This is a genomic window from Shewanella sp. BJSY2023SW001 (assembly GCF_047314685.1).
GTDB lineage: Bacteria > Pseudomonadota > Gammaproteobacteria > Enterobacterales > Shewanellaceae > Shewanella > Shewanella indica.
On the sequence record NZ_JBKORF010000043.1, the window covers coordinates 1 to 19,911 of the forward strand.

Sequence of the window (19,911 nt, forward strand, 5' to 3'; positions counted from 1 at the left end):
CCATTAGGCCGAGGGGCTTTCGACACCGTGTGGGGCGGCAAGGGAGATCCAAGAGGGGATTGCTGTTGATCCCTTCTTGGTCGGGTGTGGGGCGGCGAGTGTCGCGTAGCGACTGGCTACGAGCGAGAGCCAGGGGTGGCGAACTGGCCCTTGTGCATGGATGCATTTGCTCCACGACTTTAACCCGCTGCCACAGCGGATATCATGGCTTTAAGCCAAAACTCACCAATGAACTTGATCCTAGCGGCTAGCTAAGTTGTGGCCAATCACCTGCGGTGCGCCTTTCGCACAGGCGATCCTGTGACACGGCGAGAGTTGCATAGCAACATGCTTTCGAGCGCGAGTCATGGATGACGAGCTGGCCGTTAAACAGGGATGTTGTTGTGAATACGTCCATGTAGCCTCGACGAAAACATCTGACCTACAAGGACGTAGGAAATGCCGAATTTGTCGGGAACAAAATTCGGCCCTGTTTTCGACGGTCACAGTTCCGCCTGTGCCTGGAAATGAGGTGTATGTCTGCGGACACTTCTAATGTTTCAAGCTACTCCATTCCCACAGAATGCACCAATTCCCCCTTCGGAGCCGCCGAGGGCCATTGGCGCAAATAACGTGGCTGAGGGCATGGCCTTTCACGGCATTGGGACTCTATCCCGCCGATATGCCAATAGCTGAAAAGTTCAAACGATGAAAAACAGATACAAAAAAGCCCGTCTATGACGGGCTCTTTCGTTGAATATGGCTGGGGTACCAGGATTCGAACCTGGGAATGCCGGGATCAAAACCCGGTGCCTTACCGCTTGGCGATACCCCATCAGGGTCGGTATTAACCGATACGAATCTTAAGACTCGTGAAGACCAAGTTTGCTGCTAAAGAAACATGGTAGCTATGGCGGGACTTGAACCTGCGACCCCAGCATTATGAGTGCTGTGCTCTAACCAGCTGAGCTACATAGCCACTGTATTTTTTCTCTTTAGCGTTTATGGCTGGGGTACCAGGATTCGAACCTGGGAATGCCGGGATCAAAACCCGGTGCCTTACCGCTTGGCGATACCCCAATATATAAACTTGGTAAAGATGGCTGGGGTACCAGGATTCGAACCTGGGAATGCCGGGATCAAAACCCGGTGCCTTACCGCTTGGCGATACCCCACCAATAATCAAAGCTATTTCAATAAGAGACAGATATGGTACGGGAGGAGAGACTTGAACTCTCACACCTTGCGGCACCAGAACCTAAATCTGGCGTGTCTACCAATTTCACCACTCCCGCAGTGTCTCTTGTTTTGACATCCCAAGAAGGATGGTAGCTATGGCGGGACTTGAACCTGCGACCCCAGCATTATGAGTGCTGTGCTCTAACCAGCTGAGCTACATAGCCACGATAACTTTGCTGTTCCCCGTGCCGAGGAACGGGGCGTATTATGCTTATTCAGGTTATTCAGGTCAACAGCTTTTTTAGGCTAAATCCCGCCGCCCCCGCCGTTTGCCTATAAACCCATCAAACTGGGCAACAGATATGCAAATCCGTGTTCTATCGCCCATTTAGAGTCACTTTATACGTTAAACAGGAAGTGCATCACATCGCCGTCTTTGACGATATAGGTTTTCCCTTCCACCCGCAACTTACCTGCTTCCTTACAACCGGCTTCGCCCTTGTACTGAATAAAGTCATCATAGGCCATAACCTGAGCCCGAATAAAGCCACGCTCAAAGTCGGTGTGAATTTTACCGGCCGCCTGCGGTGCGGTAGAACCTACGCTCACAGTCCAGGCACGTACTTCTTTCACCCCGGCAGTAAAGTAGGTTTGCAGTGTCAGCAATTCGTAACCGGCGCGGATCACCCGATCAAGCCCTGGCTCTTCCAGGCCCAGTTCTTCGAGGAACTCACTGCGCTCTTCCTCATCCATTTCCGCCAGATCTGACTCGATAGCGGCGCACACAGGCACCACAACGGCATTTTCTTTTTCGGCAATGGCGCGCACTGTATCCAGATGCGGATTATTAATGAAGCCATCTTCAGAAACGTTGGCAATATACATGGTTGGCTTGAGCGTCAGCAGGTTCAGGTAAGCCACGGCGTCCAGTTCTTCCGGGCTCAAATCCAGAGTGCGCAGCATATGGCCTTCGTCCAGTACCGGCTTGAGTTTTTCCAACACTTCGACTTCAAATTTGGCGTCTTTATCGCCACCCTTGGCACGTTTTTGCTGACGCAGTATGGCGCGCTCAACACTGTCGAGATCCGCCAGTGCCAGTTCGGTATTGATCACTTCAATATCACCGGCTGGGTCAACCTTGTTGGCCACGTGAACAATATTGTCATTCTCGAAGCAACGCACTACATGGCCGATAGCATCGGTTTCACGGATGTTGGCCAGGAACTTGTTACCCAGACCTTCGCCCTTGGATGCCCCGGCAACCAGACCGGCAATGTCCACAAACTCCATAGTGGTCGGCAGAACCCGCTCAGGCTTAACGATTTCAGCCAGGGCGTCCAGACGAGCATCCGGCACTGGCACCACACCAGTGTTGGGTTCTATGGTACAGAAGGGAAAGTTTGCCGCTTCGATGCCAGCCTTGGTTAACGCATTGAACAGAGTTGACTTACCGACGTTTGGCAGACCAACGATGCCGCATTTAAAACCCATGATGTTTACCTTTCTCTCTAATTTGAGCCCGGCGCACTCGGCCCCGGACAGGATAATGAAACAGGCGTCTGACGCCTGGATAATCTTAGACCGCTTTAAAGGAGTGCAGCCTGTGCATCGCCTTGGTCATATCCTCGGCAAAGAGGATATCTGTGGCGCGCACCGCTTCATCTACCGCGGCATCGATCAGCGACTGCTCAGTACTCGGCGCCTTGCCAAGCACATAGCCACTGACTTTATTCTTGTCTCCGGGATGACCTATGCCAATCCGCAGACGATAAAAATTCTTGTTATTGCCCAGCTTGGCAATAATATCCTTGAGGCCGTTATGGCCGCCATGACCACCGCCAAGCTTGAACTTGGCCACACCCGGCGGCATGTCCAGCTCATCGTGGGCCACCAAAATCTCCTCCGGTTGAATACGGAAGAAGTTCGCCAATGCCGCCACCGACTTACCACTCAGGTTCATATAAGTGGAAGGGATCAGCAGGCGCACATCGCGGCCCTTGAGTGTAACTCTGGCAGTCAGGCCAAAATACTTGCTGTCGGCACTGAGCTGGGCACCGCAACCTCTGGCCAGCTCCTGCACATACCAGGCACCGGCATTATGGCGGGTCTGGGCATACTCGGCGCCGGGATTGGCCAGCCCGACGATAAGTTTAATCTCTGTCATCAGTCTCTATCAGTCTGTTTATTCAACGAGAAGTTCTGCGAAGGCCAGAGGTGGCCAGGCAAATATTCACCGCTCTTGAAGCTTGACCGTTACAGGCCAAAACCCGGCATAAAAGCCAATGAAAAATGCCGCATTCTTATAAAAACGCGGCATTTTAGCACTCTCTTGCGACAATCAACAAATCGACCGGGGTTATCTCAGCCCCAGCGCATACTTGAGCACTTGCTGCTTAACCGGAGTATTGATATCCGCCAGCTTGAGGCCGGCGTTACGCAGCAGTTTAAGTGGCAACAGATCGTTACTGAAACCGGCATAGAAGAGATCCATGCCTGTCATCATCAACTGATTGTCAAACCAGCGCTGCTTTTGGAACCCCTCAAGCACTGTGGCCTTTGACCAGTCTTCGCCCTTTTCCAGCGCCTGGGTGATTGTCGCTATCAAGGCTTCGACGTCTTTGAAGCCCAGGTTAACCCCCTGCCCCGCCAGCGGGTTAATGGTGTGAGCCGCGTCCCCCAGGATCACCAGGTTATCGCGATAGTATTGCTGCGCATGGCGCCGGGTCAGCGGAAAACTGCCCTTGGCCAACACTTCGAAGTGGGGATCGAGCCTATCGGGGAAGTGATTGATGATCGCCTGCTTCAGTTGGCTGTCGCTTAGCTGCATCAAACTGCGAATTTGTTTGGCATCGTCATACCAAACCAGGGACGCATTTTTGCCCGGCAATGGCAGCAAGGAACGCGGCCCTTGCGGAGTAAACTGTTGCCAGGTCACATCCTGCTCTTCGCACTCGGTGGCGATATTGATCAACATACAGGACTGGGAATAATCCCAACCGCTGATACCAATTCCGGCCCATTGGCGCACTCTGGAGTTGGCACCATCGGCCCCCACCAGCAAGCGGGCATCGAACACTCGACCATCGTCCAGGCTAACCTCGATGCCGGCACAGGAGCGCACCATGCGCCCGACCCGCGCCGGACAGCAGAGTGTCAGATTGGGGTAGTTGTCGAATTCCTGCCACAGGGCCAGCTGCACCAAACGGTTTTCCACTATGTGGCCCAGACGCTCGGCCTTAATCTGACTGGCATGAAAACGGGTTATGCAGCCTTCCATCTCCCAGGTTTCCAGGCCACGATAGGCCACATGGCGCATACCGAGCAGAGTATCGAATGCCCCCAAACGCTCGAGTAGTGCCTCCGATGCGGCGCTGATGGCCGAGACCCTGACATCCAGAGGTTGCGAGGCATCAAAGGCCTCGGGTTCAAAGGCCTCCACCAGCGCCACTTCCAGCCCGAGTTTGGCTAACCCCAGCGCCGTTGCCGCACCTACCATACCGCCACCTATGATGACGATATCCTTGGTCTCATGTTGTTCTGTCACTATGCCTTTCCTGCTGTCTCTCTTCTCTGCCGCCTTGGCCACAGAGTTGTGTTCAATGGTAACTGTTTTGGCTTCAATCATGAGCAAATGTTGCTGCCGGCCCTCCTGAAACACCTGCTTACAAGCCGACACACGAGTCTTGGCAACCATAGGCTAGCCTCAGTGTGTCCAAGCAGTATCTGTCATAGCCAACACCGCATTGGCGGTTATCGACATCAACAAGTGAGGATACCATGTGCAAACTTACCAACAGCCTGATAGCCGCAGCCCTTATCGTCCCGGCCGCCTTTAGCTCTGGTCATATTCTGGCCGCCACCACGGCAGACCAGATGGAAGTGATAACTGTAACCTATCGCTCGTCGCTGAATTATGCCCTATATCAACAAATCACGGAAACCATGGCCGGCTTTCATATAGAGGTACTGGAGGATATCTATCTTCAGGCTCGCGCCGGTACCCAACAGATGGCTGAGCAGTTTTATCAACAGCAGGACATTCAGCTGGCCGATAATCGTTTACCCATACTTTTTGAAGGGGTACTGCAGCCACCAGAGTAATTCTCAGTCCTGGCGTTCAAAAGCTGGTCAGCGGACTGAACAGCGGGTAAAATGGCGCGCTATTTTTTAAGTGGTTCCGAAGAGCGACGCAAAACTGATGAGTAAAAAACTCCATATTAAAACCTGGGGCTGTCAGATGAATGAGTACGACTCATCCAAGATGGCCGATCTGTTAAACGAATTTCAGGGCTACACCCTGACCGAAGAGGCTGATGAGGCAGATATTCTGCTGCTCAATACCTGTTCTATTCGTGAAAAAGCGCAGGAAAAGGTATTCCATCAGCTGGGCCGCTGGAAAACACTCAAAGACAAGAATCCTGAGCTGATCATTGGCGTGGGTGGTTGTGTGGCTTCGCAAGAAGGCAAGGCGATAAAAGAACGCGCCCAGTGCGTGGATATTATCTTCGGCCCCCAAACCCTGCACCGTCTGCCAGAGATGATCAACCAGGTTCGCAGCGGCGACCAGGCGGTGATTGACGTCAGCTTCCCTGAAATCGAGAAGTTCGACCGTCTGCCCGAGCCCCGCGCTGAAGGCCCCACCGCCTTTGTCTCCATCATGGAAGGCTGCAGCAAGTACTGCTCTTTCTGCGTGGTGCCCTATACCCGCGGTGAAGAAGTCAGTCGGCCACTGGATGACATCATCCTGGAAATCGCTCAACTGGCCGAGCAAGGGGTGCGTGAAGTCAACCTGCTGGGACAAAACGTTAACGCCTATCGCGGCCTGACCCATGATGACGAAATTTGCAGCTTTGCCGAGCTGCTGCGTTATGTGGCCGCCATCGACGGTATCGACCGCATCCGCTTTACCACCAGCCATCCGATAGAGTTCACCCAGGACATTATCGACGTCTATGAAGACACTCCTGAGCTGGTAAGCTTCCTGCACCTGCCGGTGCAATCAGGTTCAGACCGCATTCTGACCCAGATGAAGCGCGGCCATATGGCAATCGAGTACAAGTCAATCATTCGCCGTCTGCGCAAGGCGCGGCCGGATATTCAGATAAGTTCCGACTTTATCATCGGCTTCCCCGGCGAAACCAAAGAAGACTTTGCCGACACCATGAAGCTGATTGAAGAAGTGGGCTTTGACCACAGCTTCAGCTTTATCTACAGTGCCCGTCCCGGCACCCCGGCGGCCGACTTGCCGGATGATGTGGATATGGAAGAGAAAAAGCAGCGCCTGGCAATTCTGCAAGACAGAATCACCCAACAGGCGCAGCGCTACAGCCGCCAGATGCTGGGCACAGTGCAGCGTATTCTGGTGGAAGGCCCATCGGTCAAAAATCCCATGGAACTGCGCGGCCGCACCGAAAACAACCGGGTGGTCAACTTCGAAGGCCAGCCCAAGCATATAGGCAGCTTCGTGGACGTGGAAATCGTCGATGTCTACACCAACTCGCTGCGCGGCAAGTTTGTTCGCGGAGAAGATGAGATGGACTTGCGCAAGAGCCTGCGCCCCAGTGATATTCTGGCCAAGCATAATCAGGAAGACACCCTGGGCGTGACTCAGTTCACCCCGTAAGCGCCGAGACTTCCACGGCGGCCCGGCTCTTCGGACCCGGGCCGTTTTATTTTAGGCTCGATTTTCCGTTAGCATTTATGCCTTCACGCTCGTAAACTGATCAAAGATGACATCAACAGGAGTTTTTGTTTGTCTCACAAATTAACCACCATGAATCTGTATCTCGAACCGGCCGACAGCCGCCGTCTGGCGTCTCTGTGTGGTCCGTTCGATGACAATATCAAACAGCTCGAGCGCCGGGTGGGCGTCGAGATAAGCTACCGCAACAACCATTTTCAGATTGTCGGCCAGCCGCGTAACTGCCTCACCGCCAACAACCTGCTGAAACAGCTCTATGTCGAAACCGCGCCGGTAAAAGGCTCGACTCCGGATCTTGAGCCCGAGCAGGTGCATATCGCCATTCAGGAAGCCATTGCCCTGGAAGCCGACGACAGCGGTGCAGAACCCAAAGAGCACTATATCAAGACCCGCAAAGGGGTGATTAAGCCGCGCAATCCCAACCAGACCCAATATGTGGCCAACATAGTGCGCCATGACATCACCTTCGGCATAGGCCCCGCCGGTACCGGCAAGACCTATCTGGCTGTTGCCGCCGCCGTGGATGCGCTGGAACGTCAGGAGATCCGCCGCATTCTGCTAACCCGCCCTGCGGTAGAAGCCGGTGAGAAACTGGGCTTCCTGCCCGGCGATCTGAGCCAGAAGGTAGACCCTTACCTCAGGCCTCTGTATGACGCCCTGTTTGAGATGCTCGGGTTTGAGAAGGTCGAGCGACTGATAGAGCGCAATGTTATCGAGGTCGCACCGCTGGCCTATATGCGTGGCCGCACCCTCAACGACGCCTTTATCATCCTCGATGAGAGCCAAAATACCACGGTGGAACAGATGAAGATGTTCCTCACCCGTATCGGCTTCAACTCCAAGGCGGTGATCACAGGTGACATTACCCAGATAGATCTGCCGCGCAACGCCAAGTCCGGCCTGCGCCACGCCATTGAAGTACTGAGCGAAGTAGAAGAGATCAGCTTCAACTTCTTCCAGGCCCAGGACGTGGTACGCCACCCGGTAGTCGCCCGCATAGTGGAAGCCTATGAAACGCACGATCAGCGCCAGCAGGCGGCCAAGGCCCAACGCGACAGCCAATATCAACTGACAGAGGCCGGCGCCCATGAGTCTTGATCTGCAACTGGACCTGCAACTGGCTACAGAAGCGCAAAACCTGCCATCCCAGAGCGATTTCGAGCTCTGGGCCCGTACTGCCATAGGCAATAGTATGGAGCAGGCCGAACTGACCATACGTCTGGTGGACAGCGAAGAGAGCCAGCAGTTGAACCGGGACTATCGCGGCAAAGACAAGCCCACCAATGTATTGTCATTTCCGTTTGAAGCGCCACCGGGAATAACCCTGCCATTACTCGGGGATCTTGTCATTTGCGTTTCAGTCGTTGAAAATGAAGCCGGTGAACAGCATAAACCGCTACAGGCGCACTGGGCACATATGGTTGTGCACGGTTGCCTGCATCTGCTAGGTTATGATCACATCGAAGATGCCGAAGCCGAAGAAATGGAGTCGCTAGAGACCCAACTCATTGAAAGCTTAGGTTTTACTGACCCATACAAGGAGCAATAATTGCCAGGGTTCGCCCTGTCATGAAGAACACTATGAGTGACGATATCCCCCCGAGTACCAGCGCCCATAAGAAAGGCTGGTTTGACCGTGTAAGCCAGTTATTCCAGGGCGAACCTCAAAATCGCGAAGATCTGGTTGAGGTGATCCACGATGCCGAGCAGCGTGAGCTCATCACAGAAGATACCCGCGAGATGATAAAAGGTGTTTTAGAGGTATCTGATTTGCGTGTAAGGGACATAATGATCCCCAGAGCGCAAATTGTCGCCATCCAATTCAATGACTCTGTTGAGGAACTGCTCAACACTGTCATCAACTCTGCTCATTCCCGCTTTCCTGTGGTCAATGAAGACAAAGACCATATCGAAGGCATACTGCTGGCCAAAGATCTGCTGAAGTACGGCTTCAACAACAGTGAAGAACCCTTCTCACTGGAAAAAGTGATCCGCCCGGCCGTTGTGGTGCCCGAGAGCAAGAGAGTGGATGTGCTACTCAAAGAGTTCCGTTCCCAACGCTACCATATGGCGATTGTGGTTGATGAATATGGTGGTGTTTCCGGCCTGGTCACCATTGAAGATATTCTCGAAGAGATTGTCGGCGATATCGAAGATGAGTTCGATCACGACAACAGCGACGAGTCTGAAATCCGTAAAGCCGGTAACCGGGTTTACATGGTCAAGGCACTGACCGAGATTGAAGATTTCAACGAAACCTTCAACACCCATTTCAGTGATGAAGAGTTCGACACAGTCGGCGGATTGGTGTCCCACGCCTTCGGTCACCTGCCGGAGCGCAACGAGAAGATCGTCATCGACGGCATTGAATTCAAAGTGATCAGTGCCGATACCCGTCGTTTATTGCAACTCAGGGTGAAACTACCCGATCCCAACGATACTGAAGACAGTAACGACCAGTGAAGTCCACATTAGCGGCGCTTAAACGCCATCCCAAGCTGCGTCTGGTACTGGCCTTTTTGGCCGGTGCCAGTACGGCACTTTCCTTTGCCCCCTACGATCTCTGGCCCATCTACCCGCTGGCGCTGGCCTTTGGCCTTTGGCACAGTGACAAGCTTTCCCCCAAGGCCAGTTTTGGCTATTGGCTCAGCTTTGGCTTTGGCGCCTTCGCCTTCGGGATCAGCTGGGTGCATGTCAGCATGGATAGATTCGGTGGCTTGCCGCTAATTGCTTCCATGGGCCTGATGGCCCTGTTGGCCCTCTATCTGGCCTTGTATCCGGCGCTGGCCGGTGCCCTGCTGGCAAGGCTGGCGCCCAAGCGTCATAACTGGCAACTGCTGGGGCTGTTTCCGGCGCTCTGGACCCTGTGCGAATGGCTGCGGGGCTGGGTGCTCACCGGTTTTCCCTGGCTCTGGGGTGGTTATAGCCAAACCTCGGGCCCCTTGAAGCCACTGGCCTCAATGATAGGCACCCTGGGACTCAGTTTTGTGGTAGCGCTGTTGGCTGCAAGCCTGGTGCTGCTACTCAAACGCCGCTGGCTCAGCCTGGTGGTGAGCTCGGTGCTACTGGCCCTGCTCGTATGGCAGGCGCCGCGATTTTCAACAGTTGAGCGCACCGGCGAGACCCTCAGTGTGGCGTTGGTGCAGGGCAATATTCCTCAGAGCATGAAGTGGGAGCCGGACGCGCTCTGGCCGACTATGCTCAAGTATATGGATCTCTCCCGCCCGCATCTGGACAGAGACTTGGTGATCTGGCCCGAGGCAGCGATACCGGCCCCCGAAAGCATGGTGGCCGAGTTTCTCGACAACGCCAACAAGGTCGCCAATCTGCGGGATGCCGCCATCATCACAGGTATCATCAGCCAGCAAAATGGCGACTTCTACAACTCGCTGATCGTGCTGGGAAATCATCATCAGAAACAGCAACAAAACGCCAACTATAGCGCGGCTGGCGACAATCAGTTCCGTAAGCATCACCTGCTGCCAATAGGCGAGTTTGTGCCCATGGAGTCGCTGCTGCGGCCCCTGGCCCCCTTCTTCAACCTGCCCATGTCCTCATTTGCCAGAGGCAGTTATCAGCAAAATAATCTGACGGCGTTGGGTCATACTCTGGCACCGGCAATCTGCTATGAAATCGCTTTCCCCGAGCAGCTCAGGGCCAACGTCGCCGAGGATACCCAGGTGTTGCTGACCGTCTCCAACGATGCCTGGTTTGGTGAATCCAATGGCCCGTTGCAACACATGGAGATAGCCCAGATGCGCTCGGCCGAGTTGGGCCGACCTCTGCTGCGGGCCACCAACAATGGCGTCACCGCCGTGGTGGATGAATTTGGCAATATCAGTGCCAAACTACCGCAGTTTGTAGAAGGTGTACTCACCGCTGAAGTGCCGCTGGTCGAAGGCCAGACTCTGTTCAGCCGGGTCGGTCAATGGCCGGTACTGGGGCTGAGTGGCTTGCTGCTGCTTTTGGGGCTGTTGTATTGCCCCAAGCGACGAAAGAACAATAAAAACTAAAACCAACTCATTGATTTTTATCTAATTGATAAAATATTAATGGACACATAAGTATTTCTTAAGACTGCTTTTCTAGGCTTTGGATACTGGTTAACAGATCCGGAGTATCTCTATGGTCAAGCAGTTTCCCCTGTCTGCCCTGGAAAAGGACGTCCCACATTCTGCCAACCCGCCTCATTCGCTTCCCGAGTGTCGCCTGTTCCATGAACAGGCAGAGGGCCGCACTGAGGTCGAAGACTATATCGCCGCCAAATACTTTCAGGTGCATGGCGCCAGGCTCAAGGAGTTTTTACCTTTCTTACTGCAACTGACCATTAAAGGTCAGCCTCAGGGCGCCTTCGGCCTCAGGGCCGGATGTTACTATCCCTTGTTTCTGGAGCAATACCTAGAAGCCCCCATAGAGCAACAGGTGGCACTGCTGGCCAAACGCCCGGTGGATAGGGCTTCCTTGGTGGAAGTGGGCAATCTGGCACTCACCAATAAGAGTTCAGGGCCCCTGCTGCTGGTACTGCTTGCCGCCACTCTGGCCAGAGCCGGTTTTGAGTATATGGTCTTTACCGTCACAGAGCAGGTGGAAGCGCTAATGAAACTGCTGGGCTTTTCGCCCATGCTGCTGTGCAGCGCCGATCCTGAGCGACTGGAAGGTGACAGCGCCATCTGGGGCAATTACTACCGCAACAACCCCAAAGTCATGATTGGCGATCTGCGCCTCGCCCAAGAAGTGATAGAAACCAGCCCCCGCTTGAGACGACTGGCACAAAGGCACGAATCGGATATCAACTCCATGGCGGCCGAATTGGCTTATGCCAGAACCCGGGAATCAAGCCTATGACTCCATCACCTCAATTAAATCAAGCCAATATCTCTGAGTCAGGCACCGGAACCAACCTTGATTGGGATGTCCTGGGCAAACTCAACGGCGAAGATCAGGCCATTGCCCTTAGCGATGCTGAGCGGCAACTCAGCTACCTTGAACTGAAAACAGAAATCCGCCGCTACAGTGATTTCCTCAAACGCCTCAATATCCGTAGCCTGGCACTGCATGCCGGCAACAGTGTGCAGTGGGCGATACTGGATCTCGCCTGCCAGCAGGCGGGAGTTCTTTGCCTGCCCTTGCCGCTGTTTTTCTCCCAAGAGCAGTTGGCAAACTGCCTTGAACAAACCTCGGTTGAGCTGGTGCTGAGCGAAAGCCCACAAATTCAGCCTTGTTTGCCAAAGGGCTTTGCGCCGTACCAAGGTCTCAGTGAACTGGGCTGCAATCTATACGGCTGGCAGTTATATGACGAGCGGCTATCTGAGGGACAGCTCTGCGACGGACATCCGGGCCAACAGAGTGTTTGCGCCGAGAGTAGGACGGCTTTTCCGCAAGTCCCACAGGGCACAGCCAAAATTACCTTTACCTCAGGCTCTACCGGTAACCCCAAGGGGGTGTGTCTCAGCAGCGAGCATCAATGGCGGGTGGCCGAATCGCTTGCAAAAGTCACGGCCCTGCCCAGCCCCAGGCATCTTTGTCTGTTGCCCTTGAGCACCTTGCTGGAAAACATCGCCGGTATCTACAGCCCCTTGCTGTGCGGCGGCACTGTGCTGCTGCCCTCTGATAAAGCCCGCGGCATGCACGGCAGCTCAAGACTCGACAGCCGGGCGCTGCTGCAGACCATAAGCCAAGCGCAGCCGAGCAGCATGATCCTCATTCCTCAGTTGCTGACACTGCTGGTCGGGGCCTGCGAGCAAGGTTGGCAAGCGCCAAACTCACTGCGCTTTGTCGCCGTTGGTGGCGGCAAGGTCGCTCCCGAGTTGCTAATGCGGGCCAGGGAGCTTGGATTGCCGGTTTATGAAGGTTACGGCCTGTCGGAATGCGGCTCCGTCGTGGCGCTCAACACCCCGGATAAAGACACTCCCGGCTTTGCCGGCACTGTGTTGCCTCACTGCAAAGTCACCATTCGCGGCGGCGAAATCCATGTCAGCGGCGCCAGTCACCTGGGGTATCTCGGCCAACCCGAGACTTGGGGCCAGGGGGAAGTCGCCACCGGCGACCTTGGCCTGCTCGATAAAGGTGTACTCGCCATTAACGGGCGCCGCAAGCATCTGCTTATCAGCTCCTTTGGCCGCAATATCAGCCCTGAGTGGGTGGAGTCGGCGCTGATGGCCAAACCGCTGCTGAGTCAGTGCATGGTCCTTGGCGACGCCAGACCCTGGCTCAGCGCGCTACTGTGCGCTCCGCACCAAGTCAGTGATGAGCAGCTCCAGACCTGGCTGGATGCGGTCAATGCCACACTGCCCGACTACGCCAGGATCAAACGCTGGATAAGACTGAATGAAACCGAGCTCAAGCCTCACACCACCGCCAATGGCAGGGTCAAGCGCGCCTCACTGCTGAGCGCCCTGGCCGCTCAAATAGAACAGCTCTATCTATCTGAAACCCCATATCTTGAGGGAACCTTATAATGAATTTCTACGACCAATTACAACAAGCAACCCAGAGCGGACGCGAGTATCTGCAGGCCAGTCCCATCATAGGCAAATGCCTGCAAGGAGAGATAAGCCTGGAGGACTATGTCGCCTTCCTGCACCAGGCCTATCACCATGTGAAGCACACTTCGCCGCTGCTCATGGCCACAGGCGCCAGACTGCCGGAAAGCAAGGAATGGCTCAGGGTGGCGGTAGCCGAGTATATCGAAGAGGAGCAAGGCCACCAGGAGTGGATCCTCAATGACATAGCCGCCTGCGGTTTTGACAAGGAAAAGGCCAGACGCAGCACGCCGCTGTTTGCCACCGAACTCATGGTGGCTTACGCCTACGACATGGTGAATCGAGTAAGTCCGCTGGGCTTTTTCGGCATGGTCAATGTACTGGAAGGCACCAGCATCAATCTGGCGCTGCTGGCGGCCGAGAAAGTGCAATCGCGCCTGGGGCTGCCGGATTCGGCCTTCAGTTATCTCAAGTCTCACGGCGAGCTGGACAAGCAACATATCCAGTTTTTTGAAGGGCTGATGAACCGGATTGAGGATCCCGAAGAACAAGCCTTGATCATTCACGCCGCCAACAACTTCTACCGCCTCTACGGCAACATCTTCCGCGAGCTGGCGCCGGCCCAGGCCTTGGCGCTGGCCTCCTGAAAACGGTGACCAATATGGAACTCAAACATTTGAATGTCATCATCACCGGCGCCAGTGGCGGCATCGGTAGCGCCATCGCCAGGGCATTGGCCGCCAAAGGCGCCAGGCTGCTGCTCTGCGGCCGGGATCAAGCCAAGCTCGATATCCTGAAACAGAGCCTTGCCGGAGAACATCACACCTTAAGCGCCGATCTGACCAGCAGTGGCGGTCAATGCCAGCTGCGCCAGGCCGCCGGGGTGTTCAGCCCCAAGGTGTTGATCAACTGCCTCGGAGTCAATCAACTCAGCATGTTGGAAGCCAGCGACACCTGTGATACCCGCGCCATGATGGCGGTGAACCTGGAGGCGCCCATCAACTGTTGCCGCACCCTGCTGCCCTTGCTCAAACGCCAGTCCGAGGCCGCCATCATCAATGTCGGCTCCATTCTCGGCAGCATAGGCTACCCGGGCTCCAGTCTTTACTGCGCCAGCAAGTTTGGCCTCAGGGGTTTTACCGAAGCACTGGAGCGGGAGTTGGCCGACAGCAAGATTAAGGTGCTCTATTTCGCCCCCAGAGCCACGGATACCGAACTCAACACAGAATCGATGCGCCAGCTCAATTCGGCGCTCGGCAACCGTCAGGACAGCCCTGAATGGGTGGCCAACATCCTCTGTCGGGATCTGGCCGATAGTCGCCGGGGCCGCCGTTTTATCGGTTGGCCGGAAAAGCTGTTTGTGCGGGTAAACGCCCTGCTGCCAGGCCTGGTTAACTATGATACCCGCAAGAAACTGCCACTTATCCGCCAGTTTTGCCAAAGGGCCATGTCAACACAAGACACGGCCAACCCCATCACCGAAGGAGAGAAACATGAAGCCATTTAAACTCTTGTGCCTGAGCGCAGCGCTGCTGGTGAGTCCTTCGCTCTGGGCCGATGACGCCAGCGATCTGGCCGTCAAACAGTTGCAACACGACTGGGCCATCAACAACTATCAACTCAGCGGCGACGAGCAGGAAAAAGCCTTTGTCAAACTGCTGAAGCTGGCAGATGAGTCGGTGCAGTCCCACCCTCAAAGTACGGGCGTGCGCATCTGGCACGGCATTATCAACTCTACCTATGCCGGGGTCAGCGGCGGCCTCGGTGCCCTCAAGTATGCCAAGCGGGCTCGCAGTGACTTTGAGCTGGCGCTTAAGCAAGATCCCACCGCGCTCAAGGGCTCGGCCTATACCAGTCTCGGGGTACTTTACTACAAGGTGCCCGGCTGGCCGCTGGGCTTTGGGGACGATGACAAGGCCGAGGAGTTGCTGAAACAGGCGTTGGAGCTCAACCCCGATGGTATAGACAGCAACTACTTTTACGGCGACTTCCTGTTGGAAGAGGACAGGTATGACGAAGCCCTGCCTTTCCTGCAAAAAGCGCTCGAAGCCGCCCCAAGGCCAGGGCGCGAGCTGGCAGATGCGGGTCGCAAGCAGGAAATCAAGGCTGCACTCGCCAAAATCGCCGCCTATCGCGATAACAGCTAACGTCAGTCAATTTTTACCGGTAAAGATTGCATTTGATGGACATGATTGGCGCTTGATTTCGAGCTCAGCCCAATATCAGTCAGCCAATACAGGCTGACTGATGGTTTTGTTATCCGGGCAAGGAACTGTTACAACTTATCCCCCTGCGCGAAGGGATCGTCAATCGACTTAGCCGGCTGGGTAAACCAGCGTGGCCCCTCTGCCGTCATATAGAAGTGATCTTCATGGCGAACGCCGAACTCGCCGGGCACACAAAGCATTGGCTCATTGGAAAAACACATACCAACGGCCAGTGGGGTGTTGTCGCCATCAACCAGATAGGGCCACTCATGAATATCCAGGCCTATGCCGTGGCCCGTTCTATGGGGCAGTCCCGGCAGTTGGTATCCAGGCCCGAAACCGGCCGCTTCCAACACGGCTCTGGCCGCCTTGTCGACACCACTGCTGGGCGCACCTAAAGCCGCCGCTTCAAAACCGGCCCGCTGCGCTGCCTGCTCCAATGCCCACAATTGCCGCTGCCGCTCGCTTGGCGTACCAAATACATAGGTGCGGGTAATATCCGAGTTGTAACCATGCAGCTGACAGCCTGTGTCTATCAACACAGTGTCGCCCGGCGCCAGCGTCTTGGGCGACTTGACCCCATGGGGATAGGCACTGTCTTCACCAAAGAGTACTATGCAAAAATAGGAACCATTGGCACCCACGGCTCTATGGGCCTTATCGATAAAATCTTCCACCTCGGCGGTACTGATCCCCGGGCGTAATATTCTGGCGGCGGCCTTGTGCACTTCGAGCGTCATATCCATCGCCCGCTGAATCAGCCTCAGCTCGGCGGGCGATTTATGCATTCGCAATTGGGCGCTAATCTTGGCGCCGTTGACAAAGGCAAGCTCGGGGCAAGTCTCACGCAGGCCATCAAACAAAAAGAAAGGGGCTGATTCATCTATAGCCAGAACGGCGCCCGGGCGCAGACAGCCCATGCGCTCAAGCACATTGCGGCACAGCACATAGGGACTCTGGTGCTCATGCCAGGTGTTAACCTGTCCAGGCTGCAACATAAAGCCTTTGAGGGTGTCGAGCTCAAATGCCGGCGCCAGGTATTCCAGCTCACCACGACAGGGCAAAATCGCCCCGACCATACGCTCACTGGCATACCAGCGCAGGCCGGAGAAATAGTAAAGATTGGTGCCGGCATTGAGATAGAGGGCATCTATCCCCAACTCTTGCATCAGCGCCTGGGCATTTTGTTGCCTGGTTTTGAATTCGGCGGCATCCACCGCTGTGACATCCCGAGTCATATCCACCAGCTTTGCCAACTCCTGCTCCGGGGTTGAGCCACCAACGCCTGTGCTCATAGACTTCTCCTGCTTGATTGTTTTTATTAATTGGGTACTAATCTGTTTCGAATTTTTAATATATTGTATGCAAATATTGCATGCAAATTTTAAAGTACAAACGAAATTACCAATTTCCGGTGACCGCTGATATGCTGCTTGCGCCAAACGCGGGAGTACAATATGCAGGATCTTGCCAACTATATTCTGGCTATAGAGGGACGAACAAGCTGCACTGAGTTGTTGGAGTCGGTGCAAATTCACACCACGGACGATGAAGGTTTATGGCAATATCACTTTGCCGATGGCGCCATTATCGAAAAACAGCAGGAGCTGGAACAGGAGCCAAACCGGTCCAACATCGGCGAGCTTTGCGAAGATAACTGGACCCGTTATCGGGTGCTGAAAGGAAACGATATCAGCCCAAAACAAAAAGCCTTCAGCAACCTGTGCCAAAGGGCCTTCTGGTTAAAGATGCGTCAGGCCTGCCAGGAACCAGCTTGAAGGGGGATGTCTCCCCCCTTGAGCCAGAGTATCAGGCCTGTTGCATCAGCATTACTTGCAGGCCGCGGCAGACCAAGGTCTCCATATCGTCGACCCGACTTATCTGACACTGACTGACAGTGGCTGGAACCGCCAAGTCTTTAACACCGCTGACACAGCCCTTGTAGTAGTCGGCATTGGCCAACATGCTACCGGCGAGCCAGAGTTTTTGCGGATTGAGCAGGTTAACCGCCCAGGCTATGCCCATCCCCAAATAAGCCCCGGCGCGGTAGAGTTCCACCGGGTTACGCAAGCGTCGACGCCGTACCGACTCGCCGCTGGCCAACTGTTCGAGGCTGAATTCCCCCGACTCCGTCATCACCCGGCAAGCGCCAAGCTCACCGCCCAGGCCATTGGCACCGCTGAACACCCGGCCGTTGAGCGCCAGTGACATACCGATCCCTGTGCCACACATCACCAAGAGTTCGCACTGGTGTTTGACGCTGGCAATGGCGTGCAGACCGGCGTGGATATCATTGCTAATGGCCACCAGTTCACCACGGCTACTGAGCTTTTCCGGGTTAAGCCCCACCAGTGCAGGCAAGGCTCGGCAGGATATCAGTTGGTTGTCTCGCACCATGCCGGGGAAGGCCAGTGCCAGACGGTAGTTTGCAAGCCCATAATCAGATTCAAGTTCAGCCAATTGCCGATTGAGATCTGCTATGGTGAAATTCTCTCCGGTGGGGATTTTATATTGTTCTGTTGTTTCCCCTTGCCGCAGCTGAAACAGCGCGGTTTCAGTCCCCACTTCGATCGTTAATGTCGACATCAATAAACCCCTTTTTACCGTACCGCCAGAGGCGGTAGACGGCCTAAGATGTTAGCACAGTGCTGCCGGCACCGCACCTAATCATCAAGGTTCTGTTATTTGTAACGCTTTGCTTTTACTTAACTTCCACCATGCTATCAGGATAAGTTGGGTCGCAATGGCGGGAATACAGATCACTAATAGCAACTGCCAGCCAAGCTGATAAATGACCCAGCCGGCTCCCAGAGAGGCCAACGCCTGAGAGCCAAATACCAGAGAATCGTTGAAAGACTGCACAGTGAACCTCTCCTCGGTGCGATAACAGCCAGGCAACAGCGAAGTGCCGGCAACAAACAGGAAGTTCCAACCCACACCCAACATCACCAGCGCACTCCAATAGTTGAGCAGGTCACGCCCCGCCAGCGCCAGAGCCAAGGTCAGGCAGTAAAGCGCCAGCCCGGCCAACATGATGCGGGTATGCCCCAAACGGGCTATCAGGTAGCCACTTATCAGCGAAGGCAGATACATGGCAATCACATGGCTCTGGATCACCCACTTGGTATCCTCAAGGCTGTGATGCTCTATGTGATGCATATGCACAGGGGTCGCCGTCATGATAAAACTCATCAAGGCATAGCCTATAACTGCAGCGCCGCAGGCAACCCAGAGTCGGCTTTGACGCAAAATAACCGACAATGGCCGAATATCCATACTCTCAACCTTGGAGGCTTTGAGCACCGGGCCTTCATCTTGATAAAACAACAAGCAAGCCAGCGCCAGCACACCGACCAGAGTCACCATCAAAAATGCACCTGTGTAGGTTACCGGCAGAATATCCTTGGCCAGCAAGGCCAGTTCTGGCCCGAGGAAGGCCAGTTCTGGCCCGAGGAAGGCGGCGAGCAAACCACCAAGCAACACCCGGCTGGCTGCCTTGGCAGACAGAGTCGGCGCCACTGACTCCATGGCGGCAAACCGGTATTGCTGGATAATGGCGCCGCCGCATCCGAGCAGCAGACCGCTGGCACAAAATCCCCAGAACTGGGCATACCAAACACTAAGCGCCGCCATAACACCCGCCATACTGGTCAGCAGGGCGCCACCGATAAATACCCGTCGCCGTCCCAAACGCTGCATCAAGATATTGATAGGCACAATCGCCACAGCGACTCCGACTACCATCATGGCGATAGGCAATGTCGACAGCGAGGGAACCGGGCTCAGCTCTGCCCCTATTATGCCTCCGAGCAATACCATGATAGGTGTGGCACTCATGGCAAAGGCCTGCGCCAACATCAACACCCAAACATTTAGCGGCATAAAGGCATCCTTGAATAAAAATCGAGACAGATAAAAACCTTGAACAGGCCAATAAACACACATAGGGTTAACCTAAGCCAATCAGTTTTAACATTTTCATTCAAGGAAGAACACTGTGGGAAAGCGAAACTGTATCAGAGTGCTACTGTTGACCTTGCTTCTGGGCATGGGGGCAGGCTGCAGTAACCAGCCTTACTCCCCTTCTCAGGATCTCTATGACAACGTGGCCGACAATGTCGAGCAGCGCAATGAAAAGCTGGCGCGGGATCAACAACCAAGCGATGACAGAGTAAAGAGTGAAGATGTCAGTAAAGGCGTAATGGCAACTCTGGTTAGCTCCTTTCTGGTGGGCATAGCGACTCTGTTTGGCAGCAATTGACTTGGGCCCCCTTTACAGCTGCCACAAGGATTTCCTCATGCAAGCCCTTGCGAAGCGACTTCAGGGCTTGCCATAATCCGCTATCACTCATAAAGACAAGGT

19 protein-coding genes and 6 tRNA genes are annotated in these 19,911 nt (G+C 54.7%); 13 read left to right on the forward strand and 12 right to left on the reverse strand.

Features of this window, described 5'->3' with window-relative positions; all coding sequences use genetic code 11:
• Positions 1-739: 739 nt before the first annotated feature.
• The 9 genes from ACMHXH_RS10325 to ACMHXH_RS10365 all read right to left on the reverse strand — a co-directional run bounded on the left by ACMHXH_RS10325 (position 740) and on the right by ACMHXH_RS10365 (position 4,783).
• Positions 740-814, reverse strand: a tRNA-Gln gene (locus tag ACMHXH_RS10325).
• Between the two features lie 67 nt (positions 815-881).
• A tRNA-Met gene (locus tag ACMHXH_RS10330) sits at positions 882-958 on the reverse strand.
• Between the two features lie 26 nt (positions 959-984).
• Positions 985-1,059, reverse strand: a tRNA-Gln gene (locus tag ACMHXH_RS10335).
• Positions 1,060-1,079: 20 nt separating this feature from the next.
• Positions 1,080-1,154: transfer RNA gene (locus ACMHXH_RS10340), tRNA-Gln, on the reverse strand.
• Positions 1,155-1,189: 35 nt separating this feature from the next.
• Positions 1,190-1,274, reverse strand: a tRNA-Leu gene (locus ACMHXH_RS10345).
• A gap of 31 nt (positions 1,275-1,305) precedes the next feature.
• Positions 1,306-1,382: transfer RNA gene (locus ACMHXH_RS10350), tRNA-Met, on the reverse strand.
• A 175-nt stretch (positions 1,383-1,557) separates the two neighbouring features.
• The gene (gene ychF, locus ACMHXH_RS10355) at positions 1,558-2,649 is read right to left on the reverse strand and encodes a redox-regulated ATPase YchF (RefSeq protein ID WP_144362192.1); all 1,092 of its coding nucleotides are present in this window, start codon (positions 2,647-2,649) and stop codon (positions 1,558-1,560) included.
• An 85-nt stretch (positions 2,650-2,734) separates the two neighbouring features.
• On the reverse strand, positions 2,735-3,322 hold the full coding sequence (gene pth, locus ACMHXH_RS10360) for an aminoacyl-tRNA hydrolase (protein ID WP_025011686.1): 588 nt from the start codon (positions 3,320-3,322) through the stop codon (positions 2,735-2,737).
• A gap of 192 nt (positions 3,323-3,514) precedes the next feature.
• The gene (locus ACMHXH_RS10365) at positions 3,515-4,783 is read right to left on the reverse strand and encodes an FAD-dependent oxidoreductase (protein ID WP_082014368.1); all 1,269 of its coding nucleotides are present in this window, start codon (positions 4,781-4,783) and stop codon (positions 3,515-3,517) included.
• Between the two features lie 152 nt (positions 4,784-4,935).
• Here ACMHXH_RS10365 and ACMHXH_RS10370 point away from each other — a divergent pair, with 152 nt between their 5' ends.
• The 11 genes from ACMHXH_RS10370 to ACMHXH_RS10420 all read left to right on the forward strand — a co-directional run bounded on the left by ACMHXH_RS10370 (position 4,936) and on the right by ACMHXH_RS10420 (position 15,488).
• A complete protein-coding gene (locus ACMHXH_RS10370) occupies positions 4,936-5,259 on the forward strand; it encodes a hypothetical protein (protein ID WP_052248273.1) in 324 nt (107 codons plus the stop codon).
• Positions 5,260-5,356: 97 nt separating this feature from the next.
• Positions 5,357-6,781: a tRNA (N6-isopentenyl adenosine(37)-C2)-methylthiotransferase MiaB gene (miaB, locus tag ACMHXH_RS10375; RefSeq protein ID WP_039035895.1), complete on the forward strand. Its 1,425-nt coding sequence runs from the start codon at positions 5,357-5,359 to the stop codon at positions 6,779-6,781.
• A 129-nt stretch (positions 6,782-6,910) separates the two neighbouring features.
• On the forward strand, positions 6,911-7,957 hold the full coding sequence (locus ACMHXH_RS10380; RefSeq protein WP_039035894.1) for a PhoH family protein: 1,047 nt from the start codon (positions 6,911-6,913) through the stop codon (positions 7,955-7,957).
• Positions 7,947-8,408 carry an rRNA maturation RNase YbeY gene (gene ybeY, locus ACMHXH_RS10385; RefSeq protein ID WP_039035893.1) on the forward strand — a complete coding sequence of 154 codons (462 nt, stop codon included), beginning with the start codon at positions 7,947-7,949 and terminating at the stop codon, positions 8,406-8,408. Before ACMHXH_RS10380 ends, ybeY begins: the two co-directional genes overlap by 11 nt.
• Positions 8,409-8,440: 32 nt before the next feature.
• Positions 8,441-9,322 (forward strand): CNNM family magnesium/cobalt transport protein CorC, encoded by an 882-nt coding sequence (corC, locus tag ACMHXH_RS10390; protein WP_025011682.1) that lies wholly within the window; start codon positions 8,441-8,443, stop codon positions 9,320-9,322.
• Complete coding sequence (gene lnt / locus ACMHXH_RS10395) at positions 9,319-10,872, forward strand: apolipoprotein N-acyltransferase (RefSeq protein WP_335912728.1); 1,554 nt, start codon at positions 9,319-9,321, stop codon at positions 10,870-10,872. Before corC ends, lnt begins: the two co-directional genes overlap by 4 nt.
• Positions 10,873-10,984: 112 nt before the next feature.
• Complete coding sequence (locus ACMHXH_RS10400) at positions 10,985-11,704, forward strand: thermostable hemolysin (RefSeq protein ID WP_052248272.1); 720 nt, start codon at positions 10,985-10,987, stop codon at positions 11,702-11,704.
• A complete protein-coding gene (locus ACMHXH_RS10405; protein ID WP_335912725.1) occupies positions 11,701-13,317 on the forward strand; it encodes an AMP-binding protein in 1,617 nt (538 codons plus the stop codon). Before ACMHXH_RS10400 ends, ACMHXH_RS10405 begins: the two co-directional genes overlap by 4 nt.
• Entirely contained in the window at positions 13,317-13,988 is a 672-nt protein-coding gene (locus tag ACMHXH_RS10410; protein WP_039035891.1) for a TenA family transcriptional regulator, read from the forward strand. Before ACMHXH_RS10405 ends, ACMHXH_RS10410 begins: the two co-directional genes overlap by 1 nt.
• A 14-nt stretch (positions 13,989-14,002) precedes the next feature.
• Entirely contained in the window at positions 14,003-14,848 is an 846-nt protein-coding gene (locus tag ACMHXH_RS10415; RefSeq protein ID WP_039035890.1) for an SDR family oxidoreductase, read from the forward strand.
• Positions 14,835-15,488 (forward strand): tetratricopeptide repeat protein, encoded by a 654-nt coding sequence (locus ACMHXH_RS10420; protein ID WP_162207164.1) that lies wholly within the window; start codon positions 14,835-14,837, stop codon positions 15,486-15,488. The genes ACMHXH_RS10415 and ACMHXH_RS10420 overlap by 14 nt, the downstream gene beginning before the upstream one ends.
• Before the next feature lie 128 nt (positions 15,489-15,616).
• Here the strand turns inward: ACMHXH_RS10420 and ACMHXH_RS10425 are convergent, their stop codons facing one another.
• A complete protein-coding gene (locus ACMHXH_RS10425; protein ID WP_162207165.1) occupies positions 15,617-16,843 on the reverse strand; it encodes a M24 family metallopeptidase in 1,227 nt (408 codons plus the stop codon).
• 162 nt (positions 16,844-17,005) lie between these two features.
• Between ACMHXH_RS10425 and ACMHXH_RS10430 the strand changes: the two genes are divergently transcribed.
• Positions 17,006-17,326: a hypothetical protein gene (locus ACMHXH_RS10430; RefSeq protein WP_039035888.1), complete on the forward strand. Its 321-nt coding sequence runs from the start codon at positions 17,006-17,008 to the stop codon at positions 17,324-17,326.
• 31 nt (positions 17,327-17,357) lie between these two features.
• Here the strand turns inward: ACMHXH_RS10430 and ACMHXH_RS10435 are convergent, their stop codons facing one another.
• Together ACMHXH_RS10435 and ACMHXH_RS10440 are read right to left on the reverse strand one after the other, a co-directional pair.
• Positions 17,358-18,134: an ROK family protein gene (locus tag ACMHXH_RS10435; RefSeq protein ID WP_039035887.1), complete on the reverse strand. Its 777-nt coding sequence runs from the start codon at positions 18,132-18,134 to the stop codon at positions 17,358-17,360.
• A gap of 84 nt (positions 18,135-18,218) precedes the next feature.
• On the reverse strand, positions 18,219-19,430 hold the full coding sequence (locus ACMHXH_RS10440; protein ID WP_335912722.1) for an MFS transporter: 1,212 nt from the start codon (positions 19,428-19,430) through the stop codon (positions 18,219-18,221).
• A gap of 115 nt (positions 19,431-19,545) precedes the next feature.
• Between ACMHXH_RS10440 and ACMHXH_RS10445 the strand changes: the two genes are divergently transcribed.
• Positions 19,546-19,809 (forward strand): hypothetical protein, encoded by a 264-nt coding sequence (locus ACMHXH_RS10445; protein ID WP_039035885.1) that lies wholly within the window; start codon positions 19,546-19,548, stop codon positions 19,807-19,809.
• Positions 19,810-19,911: the final 102 nt, after the last annotated feature.